This is a genomic window from Cyanobacterium sp. (assembly GCF_054166785.1).
The window spans coordinates 22,077-48,165 of sequence record NZ_JBSZCP010000059.1 but is presented as its reverse complement, the minus strand read 5'-3'; the positions used below and the strand labels follow the sequence as shown (position 1 = coordinate 48,165).

The window sequence follows — 26,089 nt, the reverse complement described above, 5'->3', positions numbered from 1 at the left end:
CTATTTAAATTACTATTTTTAGGTTACGTCCTTCAACCGTAAATTTCACTAATTTGACAAGAATCTTAAAATAAGATTAAATATCTTGACATAATCACGTTTTTAATGTAAAGACTTATAAACTTGTTTAACAATTACCATCTCAATACTTAATAAATTGATAAGAAACTATTTACTATGGGGAAGTCTCAGAGCCAAGAAACCGCAACCTTACTGGTATCATGCCCAGATCAACAGGGTTTAGTAGCAAAAATAGCTAACTTTATCTATTCTAATGGTGGCAACATCATTCACGCTGACCATCACACCGACTCCGAAGCAGGTTTATTTCTCTCTCGCATTGAGTGGCAGTTAGACGGTTTTAATTTACCTAAAGATTTGATTGATAAGGCTTTCGGTGCGATCGCCCTTCCCCTCAAAGCCACATGGCAACTCCACTTTTCCAACAGTATTCCTCGCCTTGCCATCTGGGTAAGTAAACAAGATCACTGTCTGTACGATCTATTATGGCGCATTCGTGCCAAAGAACTAAAAGCCGAAGTCAGCTTAATTATAAGTAATCACCAAGACTTAGCCTCCGTAGCGCAACAATTCGACATCGAATATCATTATATCCCCATCACCAAAGAAAATAAAGTAGAACAAGAAGCCAAAGAAATAGAATTATTAAAAAAAGCCCATATCGACCTAGTGATATTAGCTAAATATATGCAAGTGTTAAGCCCCCAATTTATCCAGCAAATTCCCAACATCATTAACATCCATCATTCTTTTCTACCTGCATTTGTAGGAGCCAAACCCTACCATCAAGCCTACTCTAGGGGCGTAAAAATTATCGGAGCAACGGGGCATTACGTCACCCAAGACTTAGACGCAGGACCAATTATTGAGCAAGATGTCGTGAGAATTAGTCACCGTGATACCGTAGCCGACTTAATTAGAAAAGGAAAAGACCTTGAAAAAATAGTCCTTTCCCGTGCCGTCCGACTACATCTCCAACAAAGGGTACTCGTATATGGCAACAAAACAGTCGTTTTTGGATAAAAGTTAAGGATATTGAGAAGATTACAAACAATTTTTAATTCTCAATTATCCATTCTTAATTATTTATTACATCCACACCCAGTATGGCCGCAACCGCTACCATTAGGATGTCCATCAGCACAAGCCTGACAACAGTAATATTGATCACTCTTTTGAATTGCATCACTAAGATTAACAATACATAAACAAGAAGGACAAGCACACTTCATTTGAGTAACAGTAGTCATATTTTTTTCCTCGTAAACTTAGAAATTGATTTATATTAATATACTAACACCTGAACAAGTATTCATGGATTATTTACAAAAAAATTAACAATAATTTTATTTTTCATCATATTGTTGTTGACAATGATCGCAAAGACCAAAAAATTCGAGGGTATGGTAATAAACAGTAAACCTTTTTGACTTACACCATTGATGTAATTGATCGTCAATAGGGCAATCATTTAAAGGAATAGAATCACCGCAACATACACAGTTGAGATGGTGGGGATGATGCTCATGCTTAATAACGCTATAGAGAGACTCACCGCTGGGGGATACTCGCTCTTGAACTAATCCTTCTTGGTGCAGTGCTTTAAGACTACGGTAAACCGTTGCTAGTCCTGTACTAGAGCCTTCCTCCCGCAATTTAAAATGTATTTGTTGGGCGCTAATTTCTCCTTTTATCTTTTTTAGTAAACCTAGAATAAGTGTTTGATTTTTAGTAGTTCGCATTATTTAGTCAAAAATCACCATAAGAATTAACAATAAAATCATGGCAAGGGCCATAAGCCCCTATTCTACCAAAACAAGGTTATTTTCATAACTCTAGGTAAGAGTGCCATCCTAATTATTAATCGCTTGACTATACATTTTTTTAACTGAAACTAAAAGACTTTTAAAAATAGATTGAGAAGTCTGCTTTTCAGGATCTAAATCTTGTAGATAGTTTAATAGTTTTGCTTCTTCCACGTCAATATCCCCATCACTATAAACCAAACCACTAATAGACTCTAATAATTTTTGATAATCTTCCTTACTAGGATTTTTTCCTAAATAAAGCTCTAACCATTCATAACATTGATTAATGGAAATAGACTTAATTTCCGACAATAAACTTTTAATTTCTGGATCATCCGTCAACTCGGTTTCTTTAACCATTTTTTTCAAATAGTCTCTTTCTTCTTGATGAATGATGCCATCTATCCAAGCAGCACCGATAACAATTTTCATCAATAACTTTGTTTTATTGGCTTGATTCACTGGCTTTCTCCCTTAACTAACTTGATCATAAAAAAACCATCCATATTATGACGGTGAGGGAAAATTTTTATTGCCCCCTTCGATGTTATCGGAAAATTTGTGGTTATATTATTTCTTTCTGTAACAATATGCCAATGGGGATGGGAAGTTAAAAAAGCGTCGATGACTTCTTCATTTTCTGTGGGGTTGAGGGTGCAAGTGGCATAAACTAGACAACCGTTATCTTTTACTCCCTTTGCCATATTAGTAAGGATTGCTAGTTGTTTTTTTGCTAATTCCTTTATTTTCTCGGGTTTTTGTTGCCAACGAATATCAGGACGTTTATGTAATGTACCTAATCCAGAGCAAGGGGCATCAATTAAAATGCGCATCTTAGATGATACCATCTCACTATCAATCTTTAATCGGGCGAAAACATCAAAACTACTACTATCTCCCTCTATAATTTCAACAGATTTTAAACCCAAACGCTCCACATTTTCCCGAATTTTATCTAACCGAGAAGCAATATTATCACAGGCAATTATAACCCCCTTGTCTCCCATTAACTCAGCGATGTGGGTAGTTTTACCTCCCGGGGCTGCACAGGCATCAAATACAGTTTCTCCAGCCCTAGGCTCTAAAAAATGACCTACTAATTGAGCGCTACTATCTTGTACGGAAAATAAACCCTCAGAAAATCCTTTTAAATGGCGTACATTACCCACGGATGATAGTCTTAATCCTTGGGGTAAATGGGGAATCAATTCAGACTCAATGCCATCAGCTTCCAAGGAGTTTTGTATTTCTTGGGTTGTAGTTTTTAAACTATTTATTCTTATATCTAAAGAAGGAGATTGGTTGTACCACTCCAATAATTTTTTAGTTTCCTTAAGGTTTAACTGCTTTAGAAAAACCTCCACAATCCAATCAGGAAAACTATACTTCACCCCTAATTTAGGTACTAACTCTGATGGCAAAATTAAGGGATCTTCTATTTCAGCTTTCCTAAGATAAGATCTTAAGATACCATTAACCACCCCTGACAATTTACTTAACCCATTTTGTTTGGCTAACTCTACGCTTGTGTTTACCGCTGCTGATGGGGGAATTTTATCGAGATACCTAAGCTGATATAAACCTAAGTGTAAAATGATTCTTAATGGTAGGGGTTGTTGACTGGCTTTTTTGGTACCTAATTGATTTACTAAACTATCAAGGGTTCTTTTTCTTCTCACGATTCCATATACTAACTCCGACACTAGCCCCTTATCCATGGATTTTAATCCTTGATTTTTATTTAAAACCCTTTCTAAAGCAATGTCTGTGTAGGCTTTATTTCCGTATATATCCTGCAGGGCAAAAAAAGCTAGTTGACGGGGTGAGTATGTTGGATTCATTTAAAAGTGGGTAATGGGTAAACAATGAACAATTAATATTATCAAAGTAAATTGTACGTATATTTCTTTTTAATTCTCAAGAATGCAAACTTTTGCTACAAATGATCTTTGGGAATAAAAAAACAGTGTTAACGTAGAGTTATAGATAAAATCAGTTAATGGAGTTGAATCCATGTATGAATATGGTTCGACAGTCAGCTTTTGTGCCAGAGATTTAGAAGAAGAAATTTTAACTAGATTTCGTAGTATTGTTCAACTTTTGCCTTCTGAGTGTAAGATATTTCGTGAACCTTGGGACTCATCTACTATAGTTTGTCTCGATTTTACCCTTTGTCCTTATCAACTAGAAATAGTAAAAGAACAAGCTGATATTCTGATTGATGCAGTGGAGCAATTACATTTAGGAAAATCTATTGTGTTTCGTTACAATAACCAACTAAAAGCATTTCGTCAAGTTATTTAATTATTGATGTATCAAGTTAGTAAAGAAGTTGTTACCATGAAAACCCGTGATGGGGTGATGTTGGTGGCTGATATTTATCGTCCTAAAACCGAGGAAAAGTTACCTATTCTGTTGATGCGTCAACCCTATGGCAGGGAAATTGCTTCTACGGTGGTATATGCCCATCCTCGCTGGTATGCTTCCCATGGATATATGGTGGTTATCCAAGATGTGAGGGGTAGGGGTAATTCGGGGGGGGAGTTTCATTTATTTGAGTCAGAAATTGATGATGGGGAGGATACTTTAAACTGGCTTAGTACCCTAGAAGGTAGTACAGGGGAGGTGGGAATGTATGGTTTTTCCTATCAGGGTATGACTCAGATATATGGTGCTATTAGTCAACATCCTGCCTTGAAAACCATTTGCCCGGCGATGATTGCTTCGGATTTATATGGTGATTGGGCCTATGAAAATGGGGCTTTTTGTTATGAGTTAAATTTGGCTTGGGCGATACAGTTGGGGGCGCAAACGGCAAGATTGAAAGGGGATTTTTCTGCTTATAATTTACTTTTTTCGGCTTCTCGTAATTTACCTGTGTGGGGCATTCCTTCTGCTGTGGAGGAGGCTTTGAGAAAGTATGCTCCTTTTTATTATCGCTGGTTGAATACCCCTCCTGATGATGATTATTGGCGAAAATTATCTCCTCAAAGTTATCTTGATAGGATTGATTTACCTATGCTTCATATTGGGGGCTGGTTTGATGGTTATTTACGGGGGACTTGGAATTTTTATCAGCAAATGAGGGCTAAAAGTGAGTGGCGACAGTCGTTAATTATGGGGCCTTGGTGTCATATTCCTTGGGGTAATACGAAGGGCAACCGCACTTACTCTGTTACGGCAAATAATAATATTAATGAGGCTCAAATCAGTTGGTTTGATTATTATTTAAAAGGTGTTAAAAATAATAAAATTCCTAAAAGAAATATAAATTTATTTCTTATGGGAGAAAATAAGTGGATAAAAAAGAAAACTTTAGACAAAGAAAAATACACTAAATTCTATCTAAACAGTACAGGATTAGCTAATGTTAGAGACGATAATGGTAATTTATTAAGCAAAAACAAAAAAATATCAGAGGATATATTAGTAACTGACTTTTGGCGACCCACCCCTAGTTTGGGCGGACACAATAGCGTTAGGGCTGGAAGTTTTGAGAGGGGAGAGTTGGATCAAAGGGCAGATATTATTACTTATACTTCAGATTTTTTGACAGAAAAGTTAACTATAATTGGCGATATTTTTTTACAGTTAAAAGTTGCTTGTAATCATTCTACTTTTGATATAAGTGCGGTACTTTCTCAGGTTTATCCTGATGGGAGGGTCTATAATTTTAGTCAAGGTCATATCACAGTACAAGAGCATCAAGGGAATAAGCCCATTATATTTAATCTCCAACCCAGTGCGATCGCCCTTAAAAAAAATACAGCCCTCCGTCTTAGTATTAGTGGTAGTGCTTTTCCTGCCTATGCCCTGAATAAAGGAGATAGTCAAGAAGCCCAAACCATTACCTTAAAAGTTTTTTGTACCGAAGAATCATTTTTGAGATTGTAAAATATTAGTATAAGCACCACGGGCATTAGAATTTACACCACTACGCCAGTTATCATCGTTGATAGGTTGCCATGAAACATTACCAATTACCTTTGTGGGGTCAAAATTGTTATTAAAAGAAGCATAAACCCTGTCTGTGGAAATGGGAATCACCTGAATTTGTCGTAATTCCAAGGTTTCCTTGTCAAACAAAACTCGACCAATAATGTTCTCAGGAATAGGTAAAAGAACAGGATGAATAAAATTTCCCAAGCTCTCAAAAATAACCCCTCTCTTGCCCCTAGGAGACTCTACAACCCTCACTGGCTCAAGGCGATGGGGCCCGTGACCAAATACAATATCCCCCTCGAAATGACGAATAAAATTCACTCCCACATCCACCAACTGTTTTTGGGTTTCCGCCGTCCAACTATGAATAGAAAGGATGCGAATATCGGCTTGGGAGTCACGGAGCGATCGCAATATAGTTAGTTCATCTTTCAAACAGGCGGTATAGGTACAATCTCCGTAGGCAAGGTAAAGACTAGCAAAAGCCACTTTAACGGGTTTATCTTTAATGATTATGGTTTTAACCACCGCTTCCTTGTTTTCCCCTACCCCATGCCATAGCCAACTAGCATTTAATTTTGAGGTTAACCTTTCCATGTGCCTAGCGGTGGCAAATACTCCGTCAACCCCCTCCTCCGCGCGATCGCAATCACGGGTATGGTTATTCGCCAAACCAATTAAATTAAAACCCCTTTCATAGATGCCCTTCATGTTGTCAGGATGGGATACAAACGCAAAAGAGCGAGGGCCCAAGGGCGCCCAAAACTGTTGACATGATAAGCCCAAGGTGCTTTCCCAATTCATAAAAGATAAATCTGCCCGATAGGATTTTCCCGTACCATCAAAAGCATCTAATAACTTTCCAAAGTTTGCTTGTACCCCAGGAAAGACGGCATCGGTTAACGTCATGGGTTGCCGATGGGTGTGAGCCATTCCTGCATCTCCTACCCCCCGAATATCGATAAAATCCTCTGCCTGTTCATAGTCAAGGGCGATCGCCCCTAGGGTGTCATAAAAATTAGTTTGATTAGGCTTACTCTGAATATTTACAGCTACCACAGGGGTTGTAGGCTCAGGAAGGGGAGCAAACATCCCCTCCATAGTGTCATTGTGACCCATATTAGTATCAGTGATGGCCGTGTCAGAAACCACCTCAACCATAGCTTTATGGGTATCATTACAGCCGACCAAATAAAAAATCCACAAAAATCCCAGTAAAAAGCGACTAACCATAAACTTATTTAACAATTATGAAAAAAATAAATGGAGCATTGAATTAAAAATAGAAAAAATCCTTACCCGAGGAAAATCCTTGAGCAACAGCCATTACAACTTAAATATTATCCACAATTGGAAAATTTATGACCTTTTTTTTGACCAGATATGAGGATAATGTTAAAAAAATATTACGAAATGTCAAGAAATACTACTAAAATAGGATAGAGAAATAGTAGTAGTAACAAAAAAAAGAGATGCGAGTAGCAATTGCAGGAGGAGGGTTAGCAGGATTATCCTGCGCCAAATATTTAACCGATTTAGGACATCAACCTATTTTATTAGAAAGTAGAGATGTATTAGGGGGTTTAGTAGCCGCTTGGAAAGACGAGGATGGAGACTGGTTAGAAACAGGTTTACACGCCTTTTTTGGAGCTTATCCCAATATGTTACAACTCATGGGCGAGTTAGGAATTTTAGACCGTTTACAGTGGAAACAACACACCCTCATTTTTAACCAACCCGAAAAACCCGGTACTCTTTCCCGTTTCGATGTACCGGATATTCCCTCTCCTTTCAATGTCATTACTTCTATTCTGCGCAACAATGATATGTTGACATGGAGCCAGAAGATTCGCTTTGCCATTGGTCTATTTCCTGCCATTATCCGTGGTCAAAAATATGTAGAGGACATGGATAAATATAGCCTCATCGAATGGTTGAGAATCCAGGGTATCGATGAAAAGGTAAATACTGATATTTTTATTGCCGCCTCCAAAGCCCTTACTTTTATTAATCCTGATGAGGTATCCGCTACCATTATTCTCACAGCGTTAAATAAGTTCTTGCAGGAGCGTTACGGCTCAAAGATTGCTTTCTTGGATGGAGCGCCCCCAGAGCGTTTATGCGCACCCATTGTGGATTATGTCACCGAAAGAGGCGGGGAAGTACGCACTAGCTCTCCTTTAAAGAAAATTGTTTTAAATGAAGATGGCTCGGTTAAACATCTCTTGATTAGGGGTTTGAATGGAGCGGAAGATGAGGTAATCGAAGCGGATGCCTATGTGTCGGCGATGTCGGTAGATGCCATGAAATTATTGATGCCTGAGCCTTGGAAGGAAGAGCCTTTTTTCCAACAGTTGGACGGGCTTGAGGGGGTACCTGTTATTAACGTTCAAATATGGTTTGATCGCAAATTAACCGATGTGGATCAACTTTTATTCTCCCGCTCTCCTTTACTCAGTGTCTATGCGGACATGAGTGTTACTACTAAGGAATATTATGATCCCGAACGCTCCATGTTGGAGTTAGTTCTTGCCCCCGCCGAGGATTGGATTGGTAAATCTGATGAGGCGATTATTGAGGCGACCATGGAAGAATTGGCAAAACTATTTCCCGACCAAATTCCTAACGTTGCTAAGGTGCGCAAGGCGAAGGTATTAAAAACCCCCCGTTCAGTTTATAAAGCGATTCCCGGTCGTCAGGCTTACCGCCCTAGTCAGGCTACCCCCATTTCTAATTTCTTCCTCTCGGGTAGTTATACTATGCAGGAATATCTGGGAAGTATGGAAGGGGCTGTATTATCTGGAAAATTGACCGCCCAGGCGATCGCCAATAAAAAAGTACCCGTTAGAAAACCAAGTATGGCAAAAGGTGAGCCTACATTTGTAGGTTAATCACACCATATTATTTATTTCTCACAAGGGTTTAATTCTTGTTGACCTCCAATAATTTTGTTAGACTCTATGGGAAATAAATAGTTAAAATTTGTCAGAAGGTGAGACAATACTAGAAAATTGTCATTATTTTCATTTTTAAACTTAATCTAGTAATTATTTCAGCAGGGATGAATGCTGCAACTGCCTAAAAAATTAAAACCAAAACACCCCCTAGCTTCCGTTGAGGAGTCCTATGAATATTGTCGTCAGGTAACGGCGAAGTATTCCAAGACCTTTTATCTTGGTACTTTGTTGATGCCGAAACAAAAAAGAAAGGCAATCTGGGCTATCTATGTCTGGTGTCGTCGTACTGATGAATTAGTAGATGGCCCTCAAGCTAAATTTACCACCCCTGAAACCCTTGACTTGTGGGAGACTCAATTGGAGTCGGTATTTGATGGACAACCCATTGATGATCCTGATGTGGCTCTGGTGGATACCCTTGCCCATTTCCCCATGGATATTCAACCCTTTCGGGATATGATAGCTGGTCAAAGAATGGATTTGTATCGCAACCGCTATGATACTTTTGAGGAATTAGATTTATATTGTTACCGTGTGGCTGGTACGGTGGGCTTGATGTCTTCGGCGGTGCTGGGGGTTGACGATCGCAATTTAAGCACTCCTTGGAATCGTCAATCGATCATTGTACCAGAACAGGAGGCGATCGCCCTTGGTATTGCCAATCAATTAACGAACATTCTTCGGGATGTGGGAGAAGATATTGAGCGTAATCGTATTTACCTACCCCTCGAAGATTTGGCAATGTTTGACTACACCGAAAAAGATTTATTTAACAAAGTAATAGATGACCGTTGGTGCAGTTTAATGAAGTTTGAAATCCAACGGGCTAGAAAATACTATGTAGATGCCGAAAGGGGTATCCGCTCTCTAAATCCTGATGGTCATTGGCCGGTGTGGACTGCCTTAATGTTGTATCAAGGAATTCTCGATGTGATTGAGAAAAATGATTATGATGTTTTTAACCGCCGTGCCTTTGTACCCGCTCCCAACAAAATGCTTTATTTACCCGTGGCATGGTTAAGGGCTCAAGTTTTGTAAACCTGAAAATAGAGTAAAAGCCTGAGTTTCTAAAAGACGTAGCACCCTACGTCTATACCACCCTCCCTCGTTAGTCAGAATTTAACATATTGTCATTAAATAGAAACAAACTAAAAGAACAATAAACAGCGATAGGCATTAAAATATGTGAGACTAATATAAATTAGAGAGTTAAGGCGGTAAAGACATATGCCACGTCGTGAAGATATAAACAAAATTCTTATTTTAGGTTCTGGTCCTATCATAATTGGACAAGCCTGTGAGTTCGACTATTCAGGAACCCAAGCCTGTAAAGCCCTAAGAGAAGAGGGTTATGAGGTAGTTTTGGTCAATTCTAACCCAGCTACGATTATGACGGATCCTGATACGGCGGAACGGACTTATATTGAACCTATTACCCCAGAAATTGTTGAAAAGGTAATCGCTAAGGAGCGCCCCGATGCTTTACTGCCCACCATGGGGGGGCAAACGGCTCTGAATACTGCGGTTTCTTTGGCAGAGTCTGGGGTTTTAAATAAATACGGTGTGGAATTGATTGGGGCGAAACTACCTGCTATAAAAATGGCGGAGGATAGGGAATTATTTAAGGAAGCCATGGCAAGGATTGGGGTGCCGGTATGTCCTTCGGGCATCGCTAGTAACTGGGAAGAGGCTAAGGCTGTGGCCGATGAAATTGGTTCTTACCCTCTAATTATTCGTCCTGCTTTTACCATGGGAGGTACTGGGGGCGGTATTGCCTACAACCAAGAGGAATTTGAGGAGATGGCGAAGTTTGGGATTGATGCTTCTCCTATGTCCCAGATTTTGATTGAAAAGTCTTTGATTGGTTGGAAGGAATATGAGTTGGAAGTGATGAGGGATATGGCGGATAATGTGGTTATTATCTGTTCTATCGAAAATATTGATCCCATGGGGGTACATACGGGGGATTCTATTACCGTTGCCCCTGCTCAAACTTTGACGGATAAGGAATATCAGCGTTTAAGGGACTATTCCAAGGCTATTATCCGAGAGATTGGGGTAGAAACGGGGGGTTCTAATATTCAATTTTCCACTAATCCTGTCAATGGGGAGGTGATTGTAATTGAGATGAATCCTCGGGTTTCTCGCTCTTCGGCTTTGGCTTCTAAGGCGACGGGTTTCCCCATTGCAAAATTTGCGGCGAAATTGGCGGTGGGTTATTCCTTGGATGAGATTTCTAATGATATTACCAAGAAAACCCCTGCTTCTTTTGAGCCTACCATTGATTATGTGGTGACAAAAATTCCCCGTTTTGCTTTTGAGAAGTTCCCCGGTTCTTCTTCTACCCTCACTACTCAGATGAAGTCGGTGGGAGAAGCCATGGCCATTGGACGTACTTTTAATGAATCTTTCCAAAAGGCTTTGAGATCCCTCGAAATTGGTCGTTTTGGCTTTGGGTGCGATCGCAATGAAACCTTACCTACCCTATCTCAAATTAGTTCTCAATTGCGTACTCCTAAACCTGAGCGCATTTTTAGTGTTTACCATGCCCTGAAATTGGGAATGAGTGTGGAGGAAATTTACGGCCTGAGTGCGATCGATCCTTGGTTTTTAGATAAAATGCAAGAGATTGTAGAGATCGAAAAATTCATGAAGCGTACTCCCCTTAAGCAAATTAGTAAGGAGGAGATGTTAGAGATTAAAAAACAAGGTTTTAGCGATCATCAAATTGGCTTTGCCACTAAAACCAAAGAAGATGAAGTCAGGGCTTATCGTAAATCATTAGGGGTATTACCAGTTTATAAATTAGTAGATACCTGCGCCGCCGAATTTGAAGCCTTTACCCCCTACTATTACTCTACCTATGAATCGGGAGCCAGTGAAAATAACGTCACCGATAATAAAAAAGTGATGATTTTGGGAGGAGGGCCGAACCGCATCGGACAAGGTATCGAATTTGACTACTGTTGTTGTCATGCTTCTTTTTCTCTCCAGGATGCAGGTTTTGAGACTATCATGGTTAACTCTAACCCCGAAACCGTCTCCACCGACTACGATACGAGCGATCGCCTTTACTTTGAACCCCTCACCAAAGAAGATGTTTTAAATATCATCGAATCGGAAAATCCTGATGGGGTAATTATTCAATTTGGTGGACAAACTCCCCTCAAACTAGCCGTACCTCTGAAAAACTACCTTGGGGATGCCCATTGCCCCGTCAAAACCAAAATTTGGGGTACATCCCCCGACTCCATCGATACCGCTGAAGACAGGGAAAAATTTGAAGCCATTCTTGATGATTTAGGTATCAAACAACCCCCCAATGGTATCGCCAGAAGTTTTGAAGAAGCCTTGATCATTGCCGAGAAAATCACCTATCCTGTGGTGGTACGTCCTTCCTACGTCCTTGGGGGTCGTGGTATGCGCGTGGTTTATAATGTGACTGAGCTAGAACAGTATATGAAATATGCGGTACACATTGAACCTGAACATCCTATCTTAATTGATAAATTCCTCCAAAATGCCATTGAGGTGGATGTGGATGCCATTTGTGACCATACGGGGCAAGTGGTTATTGGCGGTATTATGGAGCATATCGAAGAAGCGGGGGTACACTCTGGAGACTCAGCTTGTTCTATTCCTTATACTACCCTCAGCGATGAAGTTGTTGATGTCCTCCGAGATTGGACGGTAAAATTAGCTCAATCTTTAAAAGTGGTGGGCTTAATGAACATTCAATATGCTGTACAGGGGGAAACCGCTTACATTCTCGAAGCGAATCCCCGGGCTTCGCGCACCGTGCCTTATGTTTCTAAAGCCACAGGAAGACCATTGGCAAAGGTTGCATCTTTGGTGATGTCTGGTAAAACCCTAAAAGAATTAAACGCCACCGAGGAAATTATTCCCCGTCATGTAGCGGTGAAAGAGGCGGTATTACCTTTTAATAAGTTCGTTGGTGCTGATACTCTCCTAGGACCTGAAATGCGTAGTACAGGGGAAGTAATGGGTATCGATAGCGACTTTGGGAAAGCGTTTGCAAAAGCGGAAATCGGTGCAGGGGTTACTATCCATACTTCTGGGACTGTGTTCATTTCCATGAGTGATCGGGATAAAGGGGCGATCGTTCCCGTGGCTAAGGATTTAGTTGCCCTGGGCTTTAAACTGGTAGCCACTTCAGGTACTCGTAAAGCTCTCTTGGAGAATGGGGTGGAAGATGTGGAATTGGTTTTAAAACTCCATGAAGGTCGTCCCCACGTCATTGATTGCATCAAAAACAATCAGATTCAATTTATTATCAATACCCCCAGTGCAGAGGAAGAATCCCTCTATGATGGTCGTAAAATTCGTCGTAGCGCCCTAGATTATCGACTACCTATCATTACTACCATTGCGGGAGCAAGAGCCACGGTAGAAGCCATACGTTCTCTACAGTCCGAACCTTTACAGGTTAAAGCTCTTCAGGATTATTTCCTTTAATAAATTAGCCCTTCTCTTACCTTACGGGAGAGGGGTTTTGCTATTTTATTTTGAGAAAAAGTATAATCATCTGCCAATCACAGAAAAGGGACGTAATACATAATTACATCCCTTCCTTAGTCGTGAAAATACCAACTATTTACTTATTGGGTTGGGGAGTCATGCGCAAATAAGGCTTGATTTCAGTCACACCTTTAGGAAACTTCTGTTTCGCTTCTTCGGTGGGAATGGAAGGCACCACTACGCAATCATCTCCATCTTGCCAGTTAGCAGGGGTTGCAACTTGGTGATAATCAGTTAGTTGTAAAGAGTCGATAACCCTTAAGATTTCATCAAAATTACGTCCTGTACTAGCAGGGTAGGTGATGGTTAATCTTAACTTTTTGTTAGGGTCGATGATGAATACACTTCTAACGGTAAGGTTATTTAAAGACTTAGGATGAACCATACCGTATAAATCAGCTACGGTGCGATCGCCATCAGCCAAAATAGGATAATTAACGGTAGTATTTTGAGTTTCGTTAATATCACAAATCCAACCCTTATGGGATTCGACATCATCTACACTCAAAGCGATAGTTTTAACATTGCGTTTTTTGAACTCGGACTGTAAACTAGCCACAGTACCCAATTCAGTGGTACATACGGGAGTATAATCTGCAGGGTGAGAAAAAAGAACTACCCAACTATCTCCAGCCCAATCATAAAAATTAATCTCCCCCTCACTAGAGGCTTGAGTAAAGTTAGGAACAGTATCCCCTAATTGTAATGCCATATAAAATTTTTCCTATAAACTAAAACGAACTATAGATTTAAGATTTCCCACGCAAAGGGTAAAATTGAAACTGTCTCATATTTTACAATTATTCTTGAGACTACCGAAAGATTATTTTATTCTTCTTTACAAATCTTTACGAAACCTTTAAGTATCAGGGCTGTTTCACTGATAAAATCAAAACTAACTCATAGCAATCTTCCCCAAACTAAAGCATTATCATCAATGCTAGGGATTAGAGATTAACAAACCAATGGGCAATAAAAACCACCATAGGATGGCAAAATTGTTCATCAATTAAGTTGTCAAGGCCATGACCCTAGACTGAATAAAATAAAAAAATCTCAAGTAAATATTAAAAAACTATCTTAAATTTGGAGGTTCATTTTTCATGAAATTATTATGGCAACGTATCACTGCATATTTTAGTATCCTTGTTGTTGGTTGTGCCTTGTTATTTGCTCAACCCGCTCAAGCATTAGATTTCAATGGCATTAGTCAATTAAGCCCCCGTATTGTAGCGGTAGAGGGTGATATGTCTGATGTAGCCAGTGATATTCCCAGCGACACCATTGACGTTAACAATAGTGATATTCGTGATTTCCGTGAGCTAAGAGGATTTTATCCCAAACTAGCAAGTATGATCATTCAGAATGCCCCCTACGAAGAAGTAGAGGATGTTTTAAGCATCCCCGGCTTGAGTGAAAGACAAAAAGAAAGATTACAAGCGAATATCGATAGATTTAGTGTTACTCCTCCTTCATACATTTTGAACGAAGGTGACGAGCGTTATAATCCTGGGGTTTACTAAACCAAGGCTGTAATCAAAAAAAATTCTGTTATAGATAGGTTTTAGGCTTTAGGGTCTTGTTTTTGGGTTATTTTGTTGATTAAATTTGATTCACTAATTAAATCAATATTCCTAAAATCAATTATTTATAATTTGTTATAAATTTTTCACCTAATGCCTAACACCTAAAGTCTATTTATTTTGTGCCATGGTCATCAAAATATTATGGGTGCTATGCTCAATTTCTCCTTCCTTGGGGCGACGTTGAACATAACTGCCATCGGGTTGTAATTCCCAACATTGCCGATTATCAGAAAGCATAATACCCAATAACTCTTCTAGTTGCTTCACTAATTTTGGTTCTTCTACGGGGGTGATGGCTTCTACCCTACGAGATAAATTTCGGGTCATCCAATCGGCACTACCAATATAAATTTCTTCCTCACCATTATTGTGAAAATAAAAAATTCGGGAATGTTCTAAAAATCTACCGATAATGCTCACTACTTTAATGTTTTCGCTCACCCCTTCAACTCCCGGGCGTAAACAACAAATTCCCCGAAGGATTAAGTCTATTTTTATCCCTGCCTGGGAGGCACGATAAAGCGCCTCGATAACAGGTACATCTACCAAAGAATTCATTTTAGCTACGATTCTACCCGTGCCACCATTACGGCAATGTTCTGCTTCCCTTTCGATCATGGCAATCATGCGATCGCGCATAGTAACAGGGGCAACCAACAACTTACGAAAAGCCTTTTGTTTAGAATAACCCGTCAAATAATTAAATAAATCGGTCAAATCTGCCCCCAAATCTTCCCGACAACTAAACAAACCAATATCAGTATAAAGTTTTGCGGTTTTAGGGTTATAATTTCCCGTGCCAATGTGAACATAGCGGCGAATCTTATCCTCATCCTTGCGCACTACCAGAACAACTTTTGTATGAGTTTTTAAGCCCACCAAACCATAAACTACATGGACTCCAGCCTTTTCTAACTTCCTTGCCCACAGGATATTATTTTCCTCATCAAAACGAGCTTTTAATTCCACCAAAGCCACCACTTGCTTACCATTTTCCGCCGCCTCAATGAGTGCTTTAATGATGGGAGAATCCCCCGAAGTACGATAAAGAGTCATCTTAATTGCCATTACATCTGGATCATGGGCAGACTGGGTGATAAACTCTTGCACGGTCGCCGAAAAAGAATGATAGGGGTGATGTACCATCAAATCAGATTTACGAATCATGGCAAAAAATTCGGGGCTGATGTGATCATCTCCATCATCCTGCTCTAAAAGTAACTCTTGGAAATGATCAAAAGGTGGGGGAACAACGGCACTCCAAGGATTATCCTTTAATTCAGGTAGGGGAAAGCCTGTGAGGGCAAATAAATCACCTAAACCCAATAAGCCTTCTATTTCATAAACATCCATGGGCTGTAAATTTAACCCTTGCATAAGCATTTTTTTGATATTACTGGGCATGGAGGCATGGACTTCCAATCTTACGGGAGAACCAGCAAATCTTCTTTTTCTCAATTCCTGTTGAATCGCCAATAGTAAATCGTCCGCCTCATCTTCCTGGACTCCCAAATCAGCATCACGGGTAAGACGGAAATTGTGGCATTCCTGCACGTCCATTCCGGGGAAAAGAGACTCTAAATTATGGGCAATGACTTGTTCTAGGGGTACTCCTACCCAAAGTAAATTATCATAATTTTCGCCCCCTACTTGCCTAAGATGTTCGGGAAAGGCTACAAAACGGGGCAGGGATTTAGGCACTTTGACCCTAGCAAATAATTCTGCTCCTGTGTCTGGGTTTTTTACTAGGACGGCTAAATTTAAACTCAGGTTAGAGATGTGGGGAAAGGGGTGACTAGGATCCACGGCAAGGGGCGTAAGGACTGGAAAAATGTTACTTTCGTAGTAGTCGTGTAGATATTTTCTTTGTTCTTGATTTAAATCGACAAAGTTTACTAAATGGATGCCATGATGGACTAATTCTTTTTTTAAATTGTATTCAAAGTTTTCAACGTGTTGTTGCACCACAGGACGTAAATATTTTTGGATATTCTCCATTTGTTGTATGGGGGTTGAACCATCAAAGGTTTTTTTGGTTACTTCTGCTTCGATTTGTCGTTTGATAGCGGCAACCCTAACCATGAAAAATTCATCTAAGTTGGAACTAAAAATAGCGGTGAATTTTAATCTTTCTAGTAATAATGTTCTTTCGTCTAGGGCTTCATGTAGTACTCGGCGGTTAAATTCTAGCCAACTTAGTTCTCGATTAAAGTAGTATTTACTATCTCTAAGATCGATTTTTGCTTCTCTCATGGTTTCTGTCATAGTAGTTTCTATATATTTTTATAGGTTACGGGCGTAGTAACTTTGTCTATAGTTTGTTATAGTATCTACTCATCATATCTTGATCAATAATTCTTCAGGTTATGATCTGATTAAGGGAGAGGTAATTAATAAAATTGTTGCGTGTTTAGGGTTGAACTTAAAAAAAAATGTCAAAAGAAAAACCCCCGGGCGTCTTTCCATGTTTCGACTCCGAAGGTTCTTCATATTTAACTCCTCACTTATCTATAATTAAAATATATTTGGAAACAATAGATCTTTCCCCTGTGACACTTCCTCAACTGTCACACCACCCATGAATTATTCAGTAAATCCTCGAAATCTAGCGAGGGCTTCGATGGTGCTAGTGCGATCGCGCCTTAGGGGTTCTTGGGTAGCGCTGACGGGGGTTTGGTCAATCTTGGCGATGGCAATATCAAAACTCTTGAGAGCTTCTTCGAGTGCTTCCACATTATTATCCCGCATCCCCTTTTCCCGTAGTATCTGACCACGGAGGTAATGGATTTCAGGGTTGTTGGGGGTACTTGCCACGGCTTTATTAGCGAAAGTAAGGGCTTGATCAAAATCCTTTAAATCCCTATAGGCGATCGCAATGCCCCGATGTACCAAATATTGGGGACTAGCAAACTGCTGTAATTGACTAATGGCTTGATTAGGGCTAGAAAAAGGAAGATTAACCGCCAAAATCAAATTAAAATAACCCTTAATTAAACTCAACTCAGGATCATTACGATCAATTCTTTCCGCCTGTTCAAAGTAGCGAAAAACCGATTGTAGTTGACCAATGGCTGCCATGGGCCCGCTGGTTTGGAATCGGTAAGCACCCTGTAAAAAATTACCCACCGCTAAATAAAGATTACTGCGCAAAGGATCTTGAAGGGCGATCGCCCTTGCCACCCGTACAGTCTCATCGGCATAGGTTTTCATTCCATTCCAATCCTCCTCCGTATAAGCCAAAGAAGCCCGTAAAGCAGGAACTAAAGGATCATTAGCCTCCGACTGTTTCGCCTCATCCAACAACCTTCTGGCTCGAGGATAATTTCCCTCCTCAAAAAGAGCTCGAAAGGCCTGCTCAGTTTTATCTCCAATATCACGGGGATTATTAGTTCTAAAAGGATCTGCTGCCAAACTAGCCCCCATAGAAAATCCCCAAGACAACATCGAAAGGGCAATGGTTGAAAAAATAAAAGCCCCCTGACGACGAACTCGAAAAAGAGAAAAAAACTTCTTATTTTGCATGATCAAATTACTGCCTCTTGAAGGAAAAATGTTAACAATACCTTTAGCAACTATCATAAAAGGTAAACAATGCTTACGATTGTAGCCTAAACTATGCTTTCCTTAAAAAACGTTGGTTATCACCCCGCCGCTACTCCTACTCCCATTATAGAAAATATTAGCCTTAACCTAGAACCCCAAAAACTAGGATTAATCGTTGGTAAAAGTGGCTCAGGCAAAACAACCCTCCTCGAAATTTTGGCAGGACTAGCACAAAACACTAGCGGAAAAATTTTCTGGGAAGAAGAAGAAATCACCTCCGTCGAACTCCAACAACTAAGCGGACTCGTATTTCAATTTCCCGAAAGACATTTTTGTGGCTCCAATGTATTAGAAGAGCTACGATTAGGACACCCCGAATTAAGTGCCATCAAAGTAAAAGAAGCCCTCACAGAAGTAGGACTAGGACATCTGAGTTATGAGACTTCCCCCCATGTCCTCAGTGGTGGACAACAAAGGCGTTTATCCCTTGCCGTGCAACTGATACGACAACCAAATATTTTATTATTGGATGAACCCACCGCAGGATTAGATTGGTTAATGCGAGATCAACTGGTTAACCTTTTAGCAAAATTAAAACAACATTGGACATTATTGATAGTTACCCATGATGCCAGTGATTTAATCTCCATTGCCGACTATTGTTGGCGCATTGAGGCAGGAAAGATGGAATCCGTCGCTCCCACAGAATTTAAGGTCAAGCCAAGATTACAGTTAGTAATGGATAATTGCATGGAAAAAATTGAGCCATCGTCAAAGGGGAAATAAAATCTTAATTGATCATTGACAGTAATGATATGTCACAATGATAGCGTTATGGATAAATAGAATAAATAATCTGCATGGACAGTTTAAAATTATATGAATACGCTTGGCTAGTGCCAACCTTACCCCTCATCTCCGCAATGGTAGTGGGTATTGGTTTGATCTCTTTTAACCAAGCTACCAATAAATTAAGACAAGTTAACTCCATTTTCATTATTTCCACCCTAGGGGCGTGTTTAGCCCTTTCCGTGGCTTTATTTTGGAGTCAGTGGCAAGGGGCAGAGCCTTATACTAAAATGATTGAGTGGGCTTCTGCAGGAGACTTTTCTCTGAGTATGGGTTATACCATTGATCACCTTAGTTCACTAATGCTTGTCATCGTTACCACCGTGGCACTATTGGTGATGATTTACACCGATGGCTATATGGCGCATGATGAAGGTTATGTACGTTTTTATGCCTACCTCAGCATTTTTAGTGCTTCGATGTTGGGTTTAGTAGTTAGCCCCAACCTTGTGCAAGTATATATCTTTTGGGAATTGGTGGGGATGTGTTCTTACCTACTTATCGGCTTTTGGTACGATCGCAAAGCGGCCGCCGATGCTTGTCAAAAGGCTTTTGTAACCAACCGTGTGGGGGATTTTGGCTTATTACTCGGAATGCTCGGTTTATATTGGGCTACGGGTAGTTTCGACTTTGGGGAAATGGGTACTAGGCTCCATGAATTAGTCCTCTCTGGACAGGTAGCTGGTTGGTTAGCGGCACTCCTCGCAGTTTTGGTCTTTTTAGGTCCTGTGGCAAAATCAGCCCAGTTCCCGCTCCATGTATGGCTCCCTGATGCGATGGAAGGTCCTACCCCCATCTCTGCTCTTATTCACGCTGCTACCATGGTCGCCGCTGGGGTATTTTTGATCGCTAGAATGTATCCTGTGTTTGAGCCTATTCCTGTGGCTATGGATTTAGTTTCTTGGGTGGGTTGTTTTACTGCCCTCTTGGGTGCAACCATTGCTTTGACTCAAAATGACATTAAAAAGGGTTTGGCATATTCCACCATTTCCCAGTTAGGATATATGGTAATGGCTATGGGTATCGGTGCTTATAGTGCTGGTTTATTCCACCTGATGACCCACGCTTATTTTAAAGCTATGTTGTTCCTCTGTTCTGGTTCGGTAATCCATGGTATGGAGGAAGTGGTAGGGCATGAGCCTGTGTTGGCACAGGATATGCGTTTGATGGGTAATTTACGCAAATATATGCCCATTACCTCCAGTTGTTTTTTGATCGGTACTTTGGCGATTTGTGGTATTCCTCCTTTTGCTGGATTTTGGTCGAAGGATGAAATTTTAGGTTTAGCTTTTGAGGCGAATCCTGCTTTGTGGTTAATCGGTTGGTTGACGGCTGGTTTGACTGCTTTTTATATGTTCCGAATGTATTTCATGACCTTTGAGGGAGACTTTAGAGGGAAGGATCATAAAATTCAAGAAGAGTTGTTAGCGGCGGCGAATATTATTCCTAGTGATGAAGGACATCACGGCGAGAAACCCCATGAGTCTCCTTTAACCATGACTTTTCCTTTGATGATGTTGGCGATTCCTTCTATTTTTGTTGGTCTTTTGGGAATGCCTTGGAATAATCGTTTTGAGGAATTTATTGCGTCTCCCAATGAGGTTGTCACGGAAGTTGCTCACCATTTTGATTTGACTGAATTTTTGGTGATGGCGGGTAATTCTGTGGGTATTGCTTTAATTGGTATTACTGTGGCTTCTTTGATGTATCGTACCAAGAAAATTGACCCCAGTGCGATCGCCTCTAAAATCCCTACTTTATATCAATTCTCCCTTAACAAATGGTATTTTGACGAAATTTATGACAGTGTCTTTGTGAAAGGATGTCGTCGTATCGCTAGGGGCATCATGGAAGTTGACTACAAAGTTGTAGATGGTGCTGTTAACTTAACGGGTTTATTCACCATTGTTACGGGCGAGGGCTTAAAATACCTAGAAAATGGGCGGGCGCAATTTTACGCTTTGATCGTTTTTGGTGCGGTATTGGGTTTTGTTATTGCTTTTAGTGTTATCCGTTAAATATTCTTTAAACTTCAATTGGTTATTTGGGTGCAACATGGTTGCACCTTTTTTTGAGAAATAAATTTTGTCAAGTTGGTAAAGTTGACTATCAGTAACTAGAGAAGCAATTACAAAGTTAACTGGTTATTATTTATGTTTTTTGAGCTAGGATTATTGGTGGCTAGTAAGGGCTTGCAAAAATTCCCCCGTATCAAAGTAATGCTCTACTTTTTCAATTTTTAGATTCTCATCTAAAGTAGCAACACTTAAACCAATAATTTCGATCATTTTACCCGTGGGGGAAAAGTCTTTATAATTACCCTTAAAATTACCCCAATGTCTCCATTTAAAAACTACATTAGGAGGGGGGGCAACAACTTCTAATAATTCCCAGTGAAATCCCTCTGGAAAAGCATTATGAAATAGTTGATAGGATGAGTCAAAATCTTCTTTGGAGGATTGATAATGTTCACTATCTTTCAGGAATAAATTATAAGTGCCTTCTTCGATAATATCCTCGGCTGTATATTCTTTTCCTCCATTGGTGGACATGGTAAATTTATCTTTTACCACAGACATCCATTGAGAAGGGTTAACCTTATGGGTAGCCTCCATTTCAAAGGTTTTAACTAGGTTATGGGCGATCGCATTTAAAGAACCTTCAGCATGATTGGTAATACGTTCTTTCATTTGATATTTATTCGTTTCAGAGTAATCGGGCTTACCGTCTCGCCACTGAGTATCCTTATCTTGCTCCAATACCGCCTCTCTATCCTGAATCCAAAGGGGAGTAGATGAATTACTGCTCATATAATCAAACTCTATTTATATGTTTTCTGAGCTATATTAACAAAAAAAAATAATTTTATCAAAGTAAAGTGTAATATCTTAGAGCAGGTAATGGGAAACAAGTAATGGTTTATTTACTATTTTTAAGTTTAATTAAGTGTAAGGGTTGATAAAGTGTTTTACCTTTATTAAATTTTTATAATAATGCTAAAAAGGTGTTTATGATGAATGCAATTAAAAAATTTCTAATTGGCTTTTTTCTCATTCTTGGCGTACCCCTAAGCCTATTAATGATCTTTTCGCTGTTTGATACTACCGCCACCAAAGAAGACAGAGACGGTGCGATCGCAGCATTATTTCTTTTTGGTTTACCCCCCACAGGTATCGCTACTTATTTGATATTTGATTTAAAGTCTAGTCAGAAAAATAATACTAACCAAAAGCAAACTAATAAAGAACAAATATTTTTAGAACTATTAGCAAGCAATAATGGAGAAATAACAGCTTTGAAATTTGCACTAGAAAGTAAATTACCCTTAGCAAATGCTCAAGAATATTTAGATAGTAAAGCTCGAGAATTAAATGCTGACTTTTCAGTTAATGATGAAGGCAATATTACTTACAAATTTTATGTGTGAACTATCTTTTTACCACATGAAATATATTAATTTAGGTTAGTATGTGATTGTAGTTATCAAAAAACTGGGTTTGAAACCCTGTCCTTTTAGGTCGGGGAGGTTCAAGAGAGTAAACAAGTAGAGTGAATAGTGGGCTTAGGCCCATTGCCCATAAGCAATAAATAAAAGCACGGTTTATAAATCGGATTGATAAGTAATGTTGATGACTCCCTCAAGGAGAAGTAAATTGTTCAAAGAACCTTGGTAAGGTATAATCAGACTCGGTCGTGAGAACTAGACATAAAGACACGAGAGCATAGTTAAAGAGAAATCATGAAAAAGCTAATAGAAGGATTACATCGCTTTCATGCTGGTTATTTTGAAAGCCACAAAGAATTATTTGAAAAACTTTCCCAAGGGCAACATCCCCGTATTCTCTTTATTACTTGTTCTGATTCTCGCATTGACCCTAATCTTATCACTCAAGCCAATGTGGGTGATTTATTTGTGATTCGTAATGCTGGTAATATTGTACCCCCCTATGGAGCTACTAATGGAGGTGAAGGGGCTTCCATTGAGTATGCCATTACGGCCCTTGGCATTGAACATATTATTGTTTGCGGACATTCCCATTGTGGGGCGATGAAGGGTTTATTTAAAATGTCTAAGTTAGAAGAACAAATGCCCCTTGTTTATGATTGGTTGAAACAGGCGGAAGCTACCCGTCGCCTTCTTAAGGATAATTATGGACACCTTTCCGATGAAGAAGTTTTACCCATTGCGATCGCCGAAAATGTCCTTACTCAACTCGAAAATCTTGCCACTTACCCCGTTATTAGAAGTAAACTATATCAAGGAAAATTGGCTCTCCATGCTTGGGTATATAACATTGAATCAGGGGATGTGCTAGCTTACGATCCAGTAAGTCACGATTTTGTAGATTTAGAGACTAGGAATGCTCCCCCTGAGTTTATCTATGACTTGAAACCAACAAACTACTATCGTACAGTACCTGCTAGTCCAGTTAATAAAACTATTAATGATGCCCGTACCAACCAAAATAATCTCAACTCCTCGGAGATAGGGGAAAAGTTACAGGAGACAAATAAAGTCTCTAGTCCTGCCTTTGGAGATAACCATCCTCGCTCTAATCGTCTTTCTGCTGAACAAGCTGAACGTATCTATAAGGGTTCTTATTAGAGTCTTTGTCAATGAAAAGGATGAAATAGTTAAGTCTTTCTTTAGAGGGTTATCTAACTTAAGAATGCTTACACTTTCAGATCGAGGAGTTGTTAAATGGGTTATAAATGGGTAAGTTTAAAGTTTTTTAAAATCAATCTAATTTACTCTAGTCATTTTCCCACTGTTCGGAAGAGATTAAGTCACCAATTTGATCTCTTAATAAATAGTCGCATTTTTCGAGTTCACATTCCACACACACCCACTCTCTGGCAGGAATGTACTGACAAAGAACATAAATAGGTTGATGGCGACTTACGGTGCCTTTTTCTACCAATTGTCTTACTTCGTCTTGGATCATATCGATGGAATATCTGGTTGCAGTTTTTTCTAGGGTTTTCATCTGCTTTTTCCTCGTTGATTGAGTTTATCTATCTTCCACTATAGTGTAACTCATGAAAATCATAAATAAAGGTCTTCTGTATAATTTATTACACTTTTTTAAGATTCTCTATGGATCTCTATATATGTATAGGTTTTTGTCATTTATGTTACAAAAAATTTCCTTTGATGATGTCAGGGTTTGTTGATATTTGAAATATTTGTTTACAAAGGCTCTTTTGGGCGATCGCCATTTGTCCATAGGAGAAACCCCATGGTAAGTCTGTGGGAATTTGATTTTTAAACCAATCCATCATATAGGGGCTTCCATAAATCATTAATCCCTGTAGATGAGGGTTTTGTAATAATTTTGTGTAGGTTTTAAGGGCGATCGCACTTAGTCCAGCACTTCCACGAAAAGGATTACCTCTGATGAAGACTTGGAGAATAAAAGGCTCAGTAATTGGTTGATTTTCCCACATATAGAGGTTACGTTGATCAAATACTTGGGCTTGATAACCGAAGGTTGCGGGGATGGAGATGGCGGGAGTTTGTCGATCCAGAAAATCACAATTTAAAAGGTCATCCACTACTACTATATTTATGCCCTGATTGACCTGTTTAACGCTTCTTGACAGGTTTATTTGATTACTTTTGACTAAAATTTCGTTTATTACCTGTTGCGAGGCAAAACTACCCATGCCATCCAGTGAAGGTTGTGAAACTTGACCATTAAATAATTTTTCTTTGGCTTTTTGTACCCTTGCGAAACTTTCATCAATACGACTTTCGCTTATTTCTCCTTTTTCTACCGCCTCAACAATAGAATTAATAGCTACTAGGGGATTTTCTGGCATGAGTAAAATATCTGCCCCTGCCTGTAGCGCTTTGACGGCAATTTTTTCGGGGGGGGCATATTTAGCCACTCCGCCCATGATGAGGGCATCGGTGACAATGAGACCATCAAAGCCCATATTTTCCCTTAGTTGTTGAGTCAAAATGGTGTGGGAAAGGGTAGCAGGATTTTCTTTATCATAGGCACTAACCAACAGATGTGCGCTCATAATAGCATCAATCCCGAGGGCGATCGCCCCTTGAAACGGTACTAACTCTATCTCTTCTAATCTTGCAGAGGAATGATTGATTATAGGTAAATCCAAATGGGAATCTATGGAAGTATCCCCATGACCGGGAAAATGTTTTGCACCGTTGAGGATAGGATAACATTGAGTACCCCTAATAAAAGCCGAACTTAACTCCCTCACCACTTCTGGATTATCGCCAAAAGCCCGAACATTAATAACAGGGTTATCTGGATTATTATTAACATCCACCACAGGCGCCAAAATCCAATTAACACCGATGCTCAAAGCCTCTTGGGCAGTAATTTTGCCCATGTCTTCTGCATACTTCTGGGCTAAACATAAATCCTGTTTCGCAATTTCTCCTAACGCCATGGGAGGAGGAAACCAAGAAGCCCCCGTAAATCTTTGCCCTACTCCTTCCTCAATATCCGCCGCTATCAATAACGGAGTTTTTGCCCATTGATTTAGCTGTTTTGTCCTTTCAGCAATTTCGGCACAACTACCCCCTAAAAGAATTACCCCCCCTATGTTATATTCCGATAACCATGTCTGCAATTGTTGATTATTGGCTTCCCATGCAGGATAACGAATTTGATGATCAAATAAATAGCCCGTGGTGCGCACGACTATTAATTGTCCTATTTTTTCTTGGAGGGATAAATTTTTCATTAAAATTAGCGTTGCTGATTTTGGAGATAATTTCTAGGGTCGGCGAGGAATAGGGAATAGTGATAATATTCTTATATTAATTTCGGACAAATCTGTACCATGGGAAGTCTCCCCTCGCCTTCTG

Annotated in this window: 22 protein-coding genes; 11 read left to right on the top strand and 11 right to left on the bottom strand. The window is 39.6% G+C overall.

All coding sequences use genetic code 11. The features are described 5' to 3' along the window. The first annotated feature begins 177 nt into the window (after nt 1-177). Nucleotides 178-1,044, top strand: coding sequence for a formyltetrahydrofolate deformylase (purU, locus tag ACXITR_RS12235; RefSeq protein WP_457997499.1), 867 nt, complete (start codon nt 178-180; stop codon nt 1,042-1,044). Between the two features lie 59 nt (nt 1,045-1,103). Here purU and ACXITR_RS12230 read toward each other — a convergent pair whose 3' ends face one another. From ACXITR_RS12230 to ACXITR_RS12215, 4 genes are all read right to left on the bottom strand, one after another. Continuing rightward, a complete protein-coding gene (locus ACXITR_RS12230; RefSeq protein WP_457997498.1) occupies nt 1,104-1,271 on the bottom strand; it encodes a metallothionein in 168 nt (55 codons plus the stop codon). Nucleotides 1,272-1,367: 96 nt separating this feature from the next. After that, entirely contained in the window at nt 1,368-1,763 is a 396-nt protein-coding gene (locus ACXITR_RS12225; RefSeq protein ID WP_457997497.1) for a Fur family transcriptional regulator, read from the bottom strand. 111 nt (nt 1,764-1,874) lie between these two features. Continuing rightward, nucleotides 1,875-2,291: a tellurite resistance TerB family protein gene (locus ACXITR_RS12220; RefSeq protein WP_457997496.1), complete on the bottom strand. Its 417-nt coding sequence runs from the start codon at nt 2,289-2,291 to the stop codon at nt 1,875-1,877. Beyond that, entirely contained in the window at nt 2,288-3,670 is a 1,383-nt protein-coding gene (locus ACXITR_RS12215; protein ID WP_457997495.1) for a 16S rRNA (cytosine(967)-C(5))-methyltransferase, read from the bottom strand. Before ACXITR_RS12215 ends, ACXITR_RS12220 begins: the two co-directional genes overlap by 4 nt. 172 nt (nt 3,671-3,842) lie before the next feature. Here ACXITR_RS12215 and ACXITR_RS12210 point away from each other — a divergent pair, with 172 nt between their 5' ends. Both ACXITR_RS12210 and ACXITR_RS12205 read left to right on the top strand, forming a co-directional pair. Continuing rightward, nucleotides 3,843-4,133: a hypothetical protein gene (locus ACXITR_RS12210; RefSeq protein ID WP_457997494.1), complete on the top strand. Its 291-nt coding sequence runs from the start codon at nt 3,843-3,845 to the stop codon at nt 4,131-4,133. Nucleotides 4,134-4,139: 6 nt separating this feature from the next. Beyond that, nucleotides 4,140-5,723 (top strand): CocE/NonD family hydrolase, encoded by a 1,584-nt coding sequence (locus ACXITR_RS12205; RefSeq protein WP_457997493.1) that lies wholly within the window; start codon nt 4,140-4,142, stop codon nt 5,721-5,723. On the opposite strand, the gene ACXITR_RS12200 is transcribed toward ACXITR_RS12205, so the two are convergent. Further along, nucleotides 5,706-7,004, bottom strand: a complete 1,299-nt coding sequence (locus ACXITR_RS12200; RefSeq protein WP_457997492.1) for a CapA family protein — start codon at nt 7,002-7,004, stop codon at nt 5,706-5,708. The two genes, ACXITR_RS12205 and ACXITR_RS12200, sit on opposite strands and share 18 nt — an antisense overlap. A gap of 239 nt (nt 7,005-7,243) precedes the next feature. Here ACXITR_RS12200 and pds point away from each other — a divergent pair, with 239 nt between their 5' ends. From pds to carB, 3 genes are all read left to right on the top strand, one after another. Next, nucleotides 7,244-8,662: a 15-cis-phytoene desaturase gene (pds, locus tag ACXITR_RS12195; protein WP_457997491.1), complete on the top strand. Its 1,419-nt coding sequence runs from the start codon at nt 7,244-7,246 to the stop codon at nt 8,660-8,662. A gap of 174 nt (nt 8,663-8,836) precedes the next feature. Next, entirely contained in the window at nt 8,837-9,766 is a 930-nt protein-coding gene (gene crtB / locus ACXITR_RS12190) for a 15-cis-phytoene synthase CrtB (protein WP_457997490.1), read from the top strand. A gap of 189 nt (nt 9,767-9,955) precedes the next feature. Beyond that, on the top strand, nt 9,956-13,204 hold the full coding sequence (gene carB, locus ACXITR_RS12185) for a carbamoyl-phosphate synthase large subunit (RefSeq protein WP_457997489.1): 3,249 nt from the start codon (nt 9,956-9,958) through the stop codon (nt 13,202-13,204). Nucleotides 13,205-13,343: 139 nt separating this feature from the next. Here carB and ACXITR_RS12180 read toward each other — a convergent pair whose 3' ends face one another. Beyond that, on the bottom strand, nt 13,344-13,979 hold the full coding sequence (locus ACXITR_RS12180) for a peroxiredoxin (protein WP_457997488.1): 636 nt from the start codon (nt 13,977-13,979) through the stop codon (nt 13,344-13,346). Nucleotides 13,980-14,370: 391 nt separating this feature from the next. Between ACXITR_RS12180 and psbU the strand changes: the two genes are divergently transcribed. Further along, nucleotides 14,371-14,790, top strand: coding sequence for a photosystem II complex extrinsic protein PsbU (gene psbU, locus ACXITR_RS12175; RefSeq protein WP_457997487.1), 420 nt, complete (start codon nt 14,371-14,373; stop codon nt 14,788-14,790). Nucleotides 14,791-14,961: 171 nt separating this feature from the next. Here the strand turns inward: psbU and ppk1 are convergent, their stop codons facing one another. Continuing rightward, nucleotides 14,962-17,118, bottom strand: coding sequence for a polyphosphate kinase 1 (ppk1, locus tag ACXITR_RS12170; protein WP_457997486.1), 2,157 nt, complete (start codon nt 17,116-17,118; stop codon nt 14,962-14,964). Between the two features lie 318 nt (nt 17,119-17,436). Then, nucleotides 17,437-18,375 carry a Sll0314/Alr1548 family TPR repeat-containing protein gene (locus ACXITR_RS12165; protein WP_457997566.1) on the bottom strand — a complete coding sequence of 313 codons (939 nt, stop codon included), beginning with the start codon at nt 18,373-18,375 and terminating at the stop codon, nt 17,437-17,439. 93 nt (nt 18,376-18,468) lie between these two features. Here ACXITR_RS12165 and ACXITR_RS12160 point away from each other — a divergent pair, with 93 nt between their 5' ends. Both ACXITR_RS12160 and ACXITR_RS12155 read left to right on the top strand, forming a co-directional pair. Beyond that, entirely contained in the window at nt 18,469-19,182 is a 714-nt protein-coding gene (locus tag ACXITR_RS12160; protein WP_457997485.1) for an ABC transporter ATP-binding protein, read from the top strand. 74 nt (nt 19,183-19,256) lie between these two features. Continuing rightward, nucleotides 19,257-21,263, top strand: a complete 2,007-nt coding sequence (locus ACXITR_RS12155) for an NAD(P)H-quinone oxidoreductase subunit 5 (protein WP_457997484.1) — start codon at nt 19,257-19,259, stop codon at nt 21,261-21,263. 153 nt (nt 21,264-21,416) lie between these two features. Here the strand turns inward: ACXITR_RS12155 and ACXITR_RS12150 are convergent, their stop codons facing one another. Beyond that, the gene (locus ACXITR_RS12150) at nt 21,417-22,055 is read right to left on the bottom strand and encodes an ester cyclase (RefSeq protein WP_457997483.1); all 639 of its coding nucleotides are present in this window, start codon (nt 22,053-22,055) and stop codon (nt 21,417-21,419) included. A 200-nt stretch (nt 22,056-22,255) separates the two neighbouring features. On the opposite strand from ACXITR_RS12150, the gene ACXITR_RS12145 reads away from it, so the two are divergent. Continuing rightward, nucleotides 22,256-22,672, top strand: a complete 417-nt coding sequence (locus ACXITR_RS12145) for a hypothetical protein (RefSeq protein WP_457997482.1) — start codon at nt 22,256-22,258, stop codon at nt 22,670-22,672. A 312-nt stretch (nt 22,673-22,984) separates the two neighbouring features. Further along, a complete protein-coding gene (locus ACXITR_RS12140; protein ID WP_457997481.1) occupies nt 22,985-23,851 on the top strand; it encodes a carbonic anhydrase in 867 nt (288 codons plus the stop codon). 148 nt (nt 23,852-23,999) lie between these two features. Here ACXITR_RS12140 and ACXITR_RS12135 read toward each other — a convergent pair whose 3' ends face one another. Together ACXITR_RS12135 and ACXITR_RS12130 are read right to left on the bottom strand one after the other, a co-directional pair. Continuing rightward, nucleotides 24,000-24,233 carry a DUF4327 family protein gene (locus ACXITR_RS12135; protein WP_457997480.1) on the bottom strand — a complete coding sequence of 78 codons (234 nt, stop codon included), beginning with the start codon at nt 24,231-24,233 and terminating at the stop codon, nt 24,000-24,002. 148 nt (nt 24,234-24,381) lie between these two features. Then, entirely contained in the window at nt 24,382-25,965 is a 1,584-nt protein-coding gene (locus tag ACXITR_RS12130; RefSeq protein ID WP_457997479.1) for a glycoside hydrolase family 3 protein, read from the bottom strand. Nucleotides 25,966-26,089 lie beyond the last annotated feature (124 nt).

Bases quoted from the DNA above. Each gene is read 5' to 3' on its own strand.
- purU (WP_457997499.1), top strand. From the start codon at position 178: ATGGGGAAGTCTCAGAGCCAAGAAACCGCAACCTTACTGGTATCATGC.
- ACXITR_RS12230 (WP_457997498.1), bottom strand. From the start codon at position 1,271: ATGACTACTGTTACTCAAATGAAGTGTGCTTGTCCTTCTTGTTTATGT.
- ACXITR_RS12225 (WP_457997497.1), bottom strand. From the start codon at position 1,763: ATGCGAACTACTAAAAATCAAACACTTATTCTAGGTTTACTAAAAAAG.
- ACXITR_RS12215 (WP_457997495.1), bottom strand. From the start codon at position 3,670: ATGAATCCAACATACTCACCCCGTCAACTAGCTTTTTTTGCCCTGCAG.
- ACXITR_RS12210 (WP_457997494.1), top strand. From the start codon at position 3,843: ATGTATGAATATGGTTCGACAGTCAGCTTTTGTGCCAGAGATTTAGAA.
- ACXITR_RS12205 (WP_457997493.1), top strand. From the start codon at position 4,140: ATGTATCAAGTTAGTAAAGAAGTTGTTACCATGAAAACCCGTGATGGG.
- ACXITR_RS12200 (WP_457997492.1), bottom strand. From the start codon at position 7,004: ATGGTTAGTCGCTTTTTACTGGGATTTTTGTGGATTTTTTATTTGGTC.
- pds (WP_457997491.1), top strand. From the start codon at position 7,244: ATGCGAGTAGCAATTGCAGGAGGAGGGTTAGCAGGATTATCCTGCGCC.
- crtB (WP_457997490.1), top strand. From the start codon at position 8,837: ATGCTGCAACTGCCTAAAAAATTAAAACCAAAACACCCCCTAGCTTCC.
- carB (WP_457997489.1), top strand. From the start codon at position 9,956: ATGCCACGTCGTGAAGATATAAACAAAATTCTTATTTTAGGTTCTGGT.
- ACXITR_RS12180 (WP_457997488.1), bottom strand. From the start codon at position 13,979: ATGGCATTACAATTAGGGGATACTGTTCCTAACTTTACTCAAGCCTCT.
- psbU (WP_457997487.1), top strand. From the start codon at position 14,371: ATGAAATTATTATGGCAACGTATCACTGCATATTTTAGTATCCTTGTT.
- ppk1 (WP_457997486.1), bottom strand. From the start codon at position 17,118: ATGACAGAAACCATGAGAGAAGCAAAAATCGATCTTAGAGATAGTAAA.
- ACXITR_RS12165 (WP_457997566.1), bottom strand. From the start codon at position 18,375: ATGCAAAATAAGAAGTTTTTTTCTCTTTTTCGAGTTCGTCGTCAGGGG.
- ACXITR_RS12160 (WP_457997485.1), top strand. From the start codon at position 18,469: ATGCTTTCCTTAAAAAACGTTGGTTATCACCCCGCCGCTACTCCTACT.
- ACXITR_RS12155 (WP_457997484.1), top strand. From the start codon at position 19,257: ATGGACAGTTTAAAATTATATGAATACGCTTGGCTAGTGCCAACCTTA.
- ACXITR_RS12150 (WP_457997483.1), bottom strand. From the start codon at position 22,055: ATGAGCAGTAATTCATCTACTCCCCTTTGGATTCAGGATAGAGAGGCG.
- ACXITR_RS12145 (WP_457997482.1), top strand. From the start codon at position 22,256: ATGATGAATGCAATTAAAAAATTTCTAATTGGCTTTTTTCTCATTCTT.
- ACXITR_RS12140 (WP_457997481.1), top strand. From the start codon at position 22,985: ATGAAAAAGCTAATAGAAGGATTACATCGCTTTCATGCTGGTTATTTT.
- ACXITR_RS12135 (WP_457997480.1), bottom strand. From the start codon at position 24,233: ATGAAAACCCTAGAAAAAACTGCAACCAGATATTCCATCGATATGATC.
- ACXITR_RS12130 (WP_457997479.1), bottom strand. From the start codon at position 25,965: ATGAAAAATTTATCCCTCCAAGAAAAAATAGGACAATTAATAGTCGTG.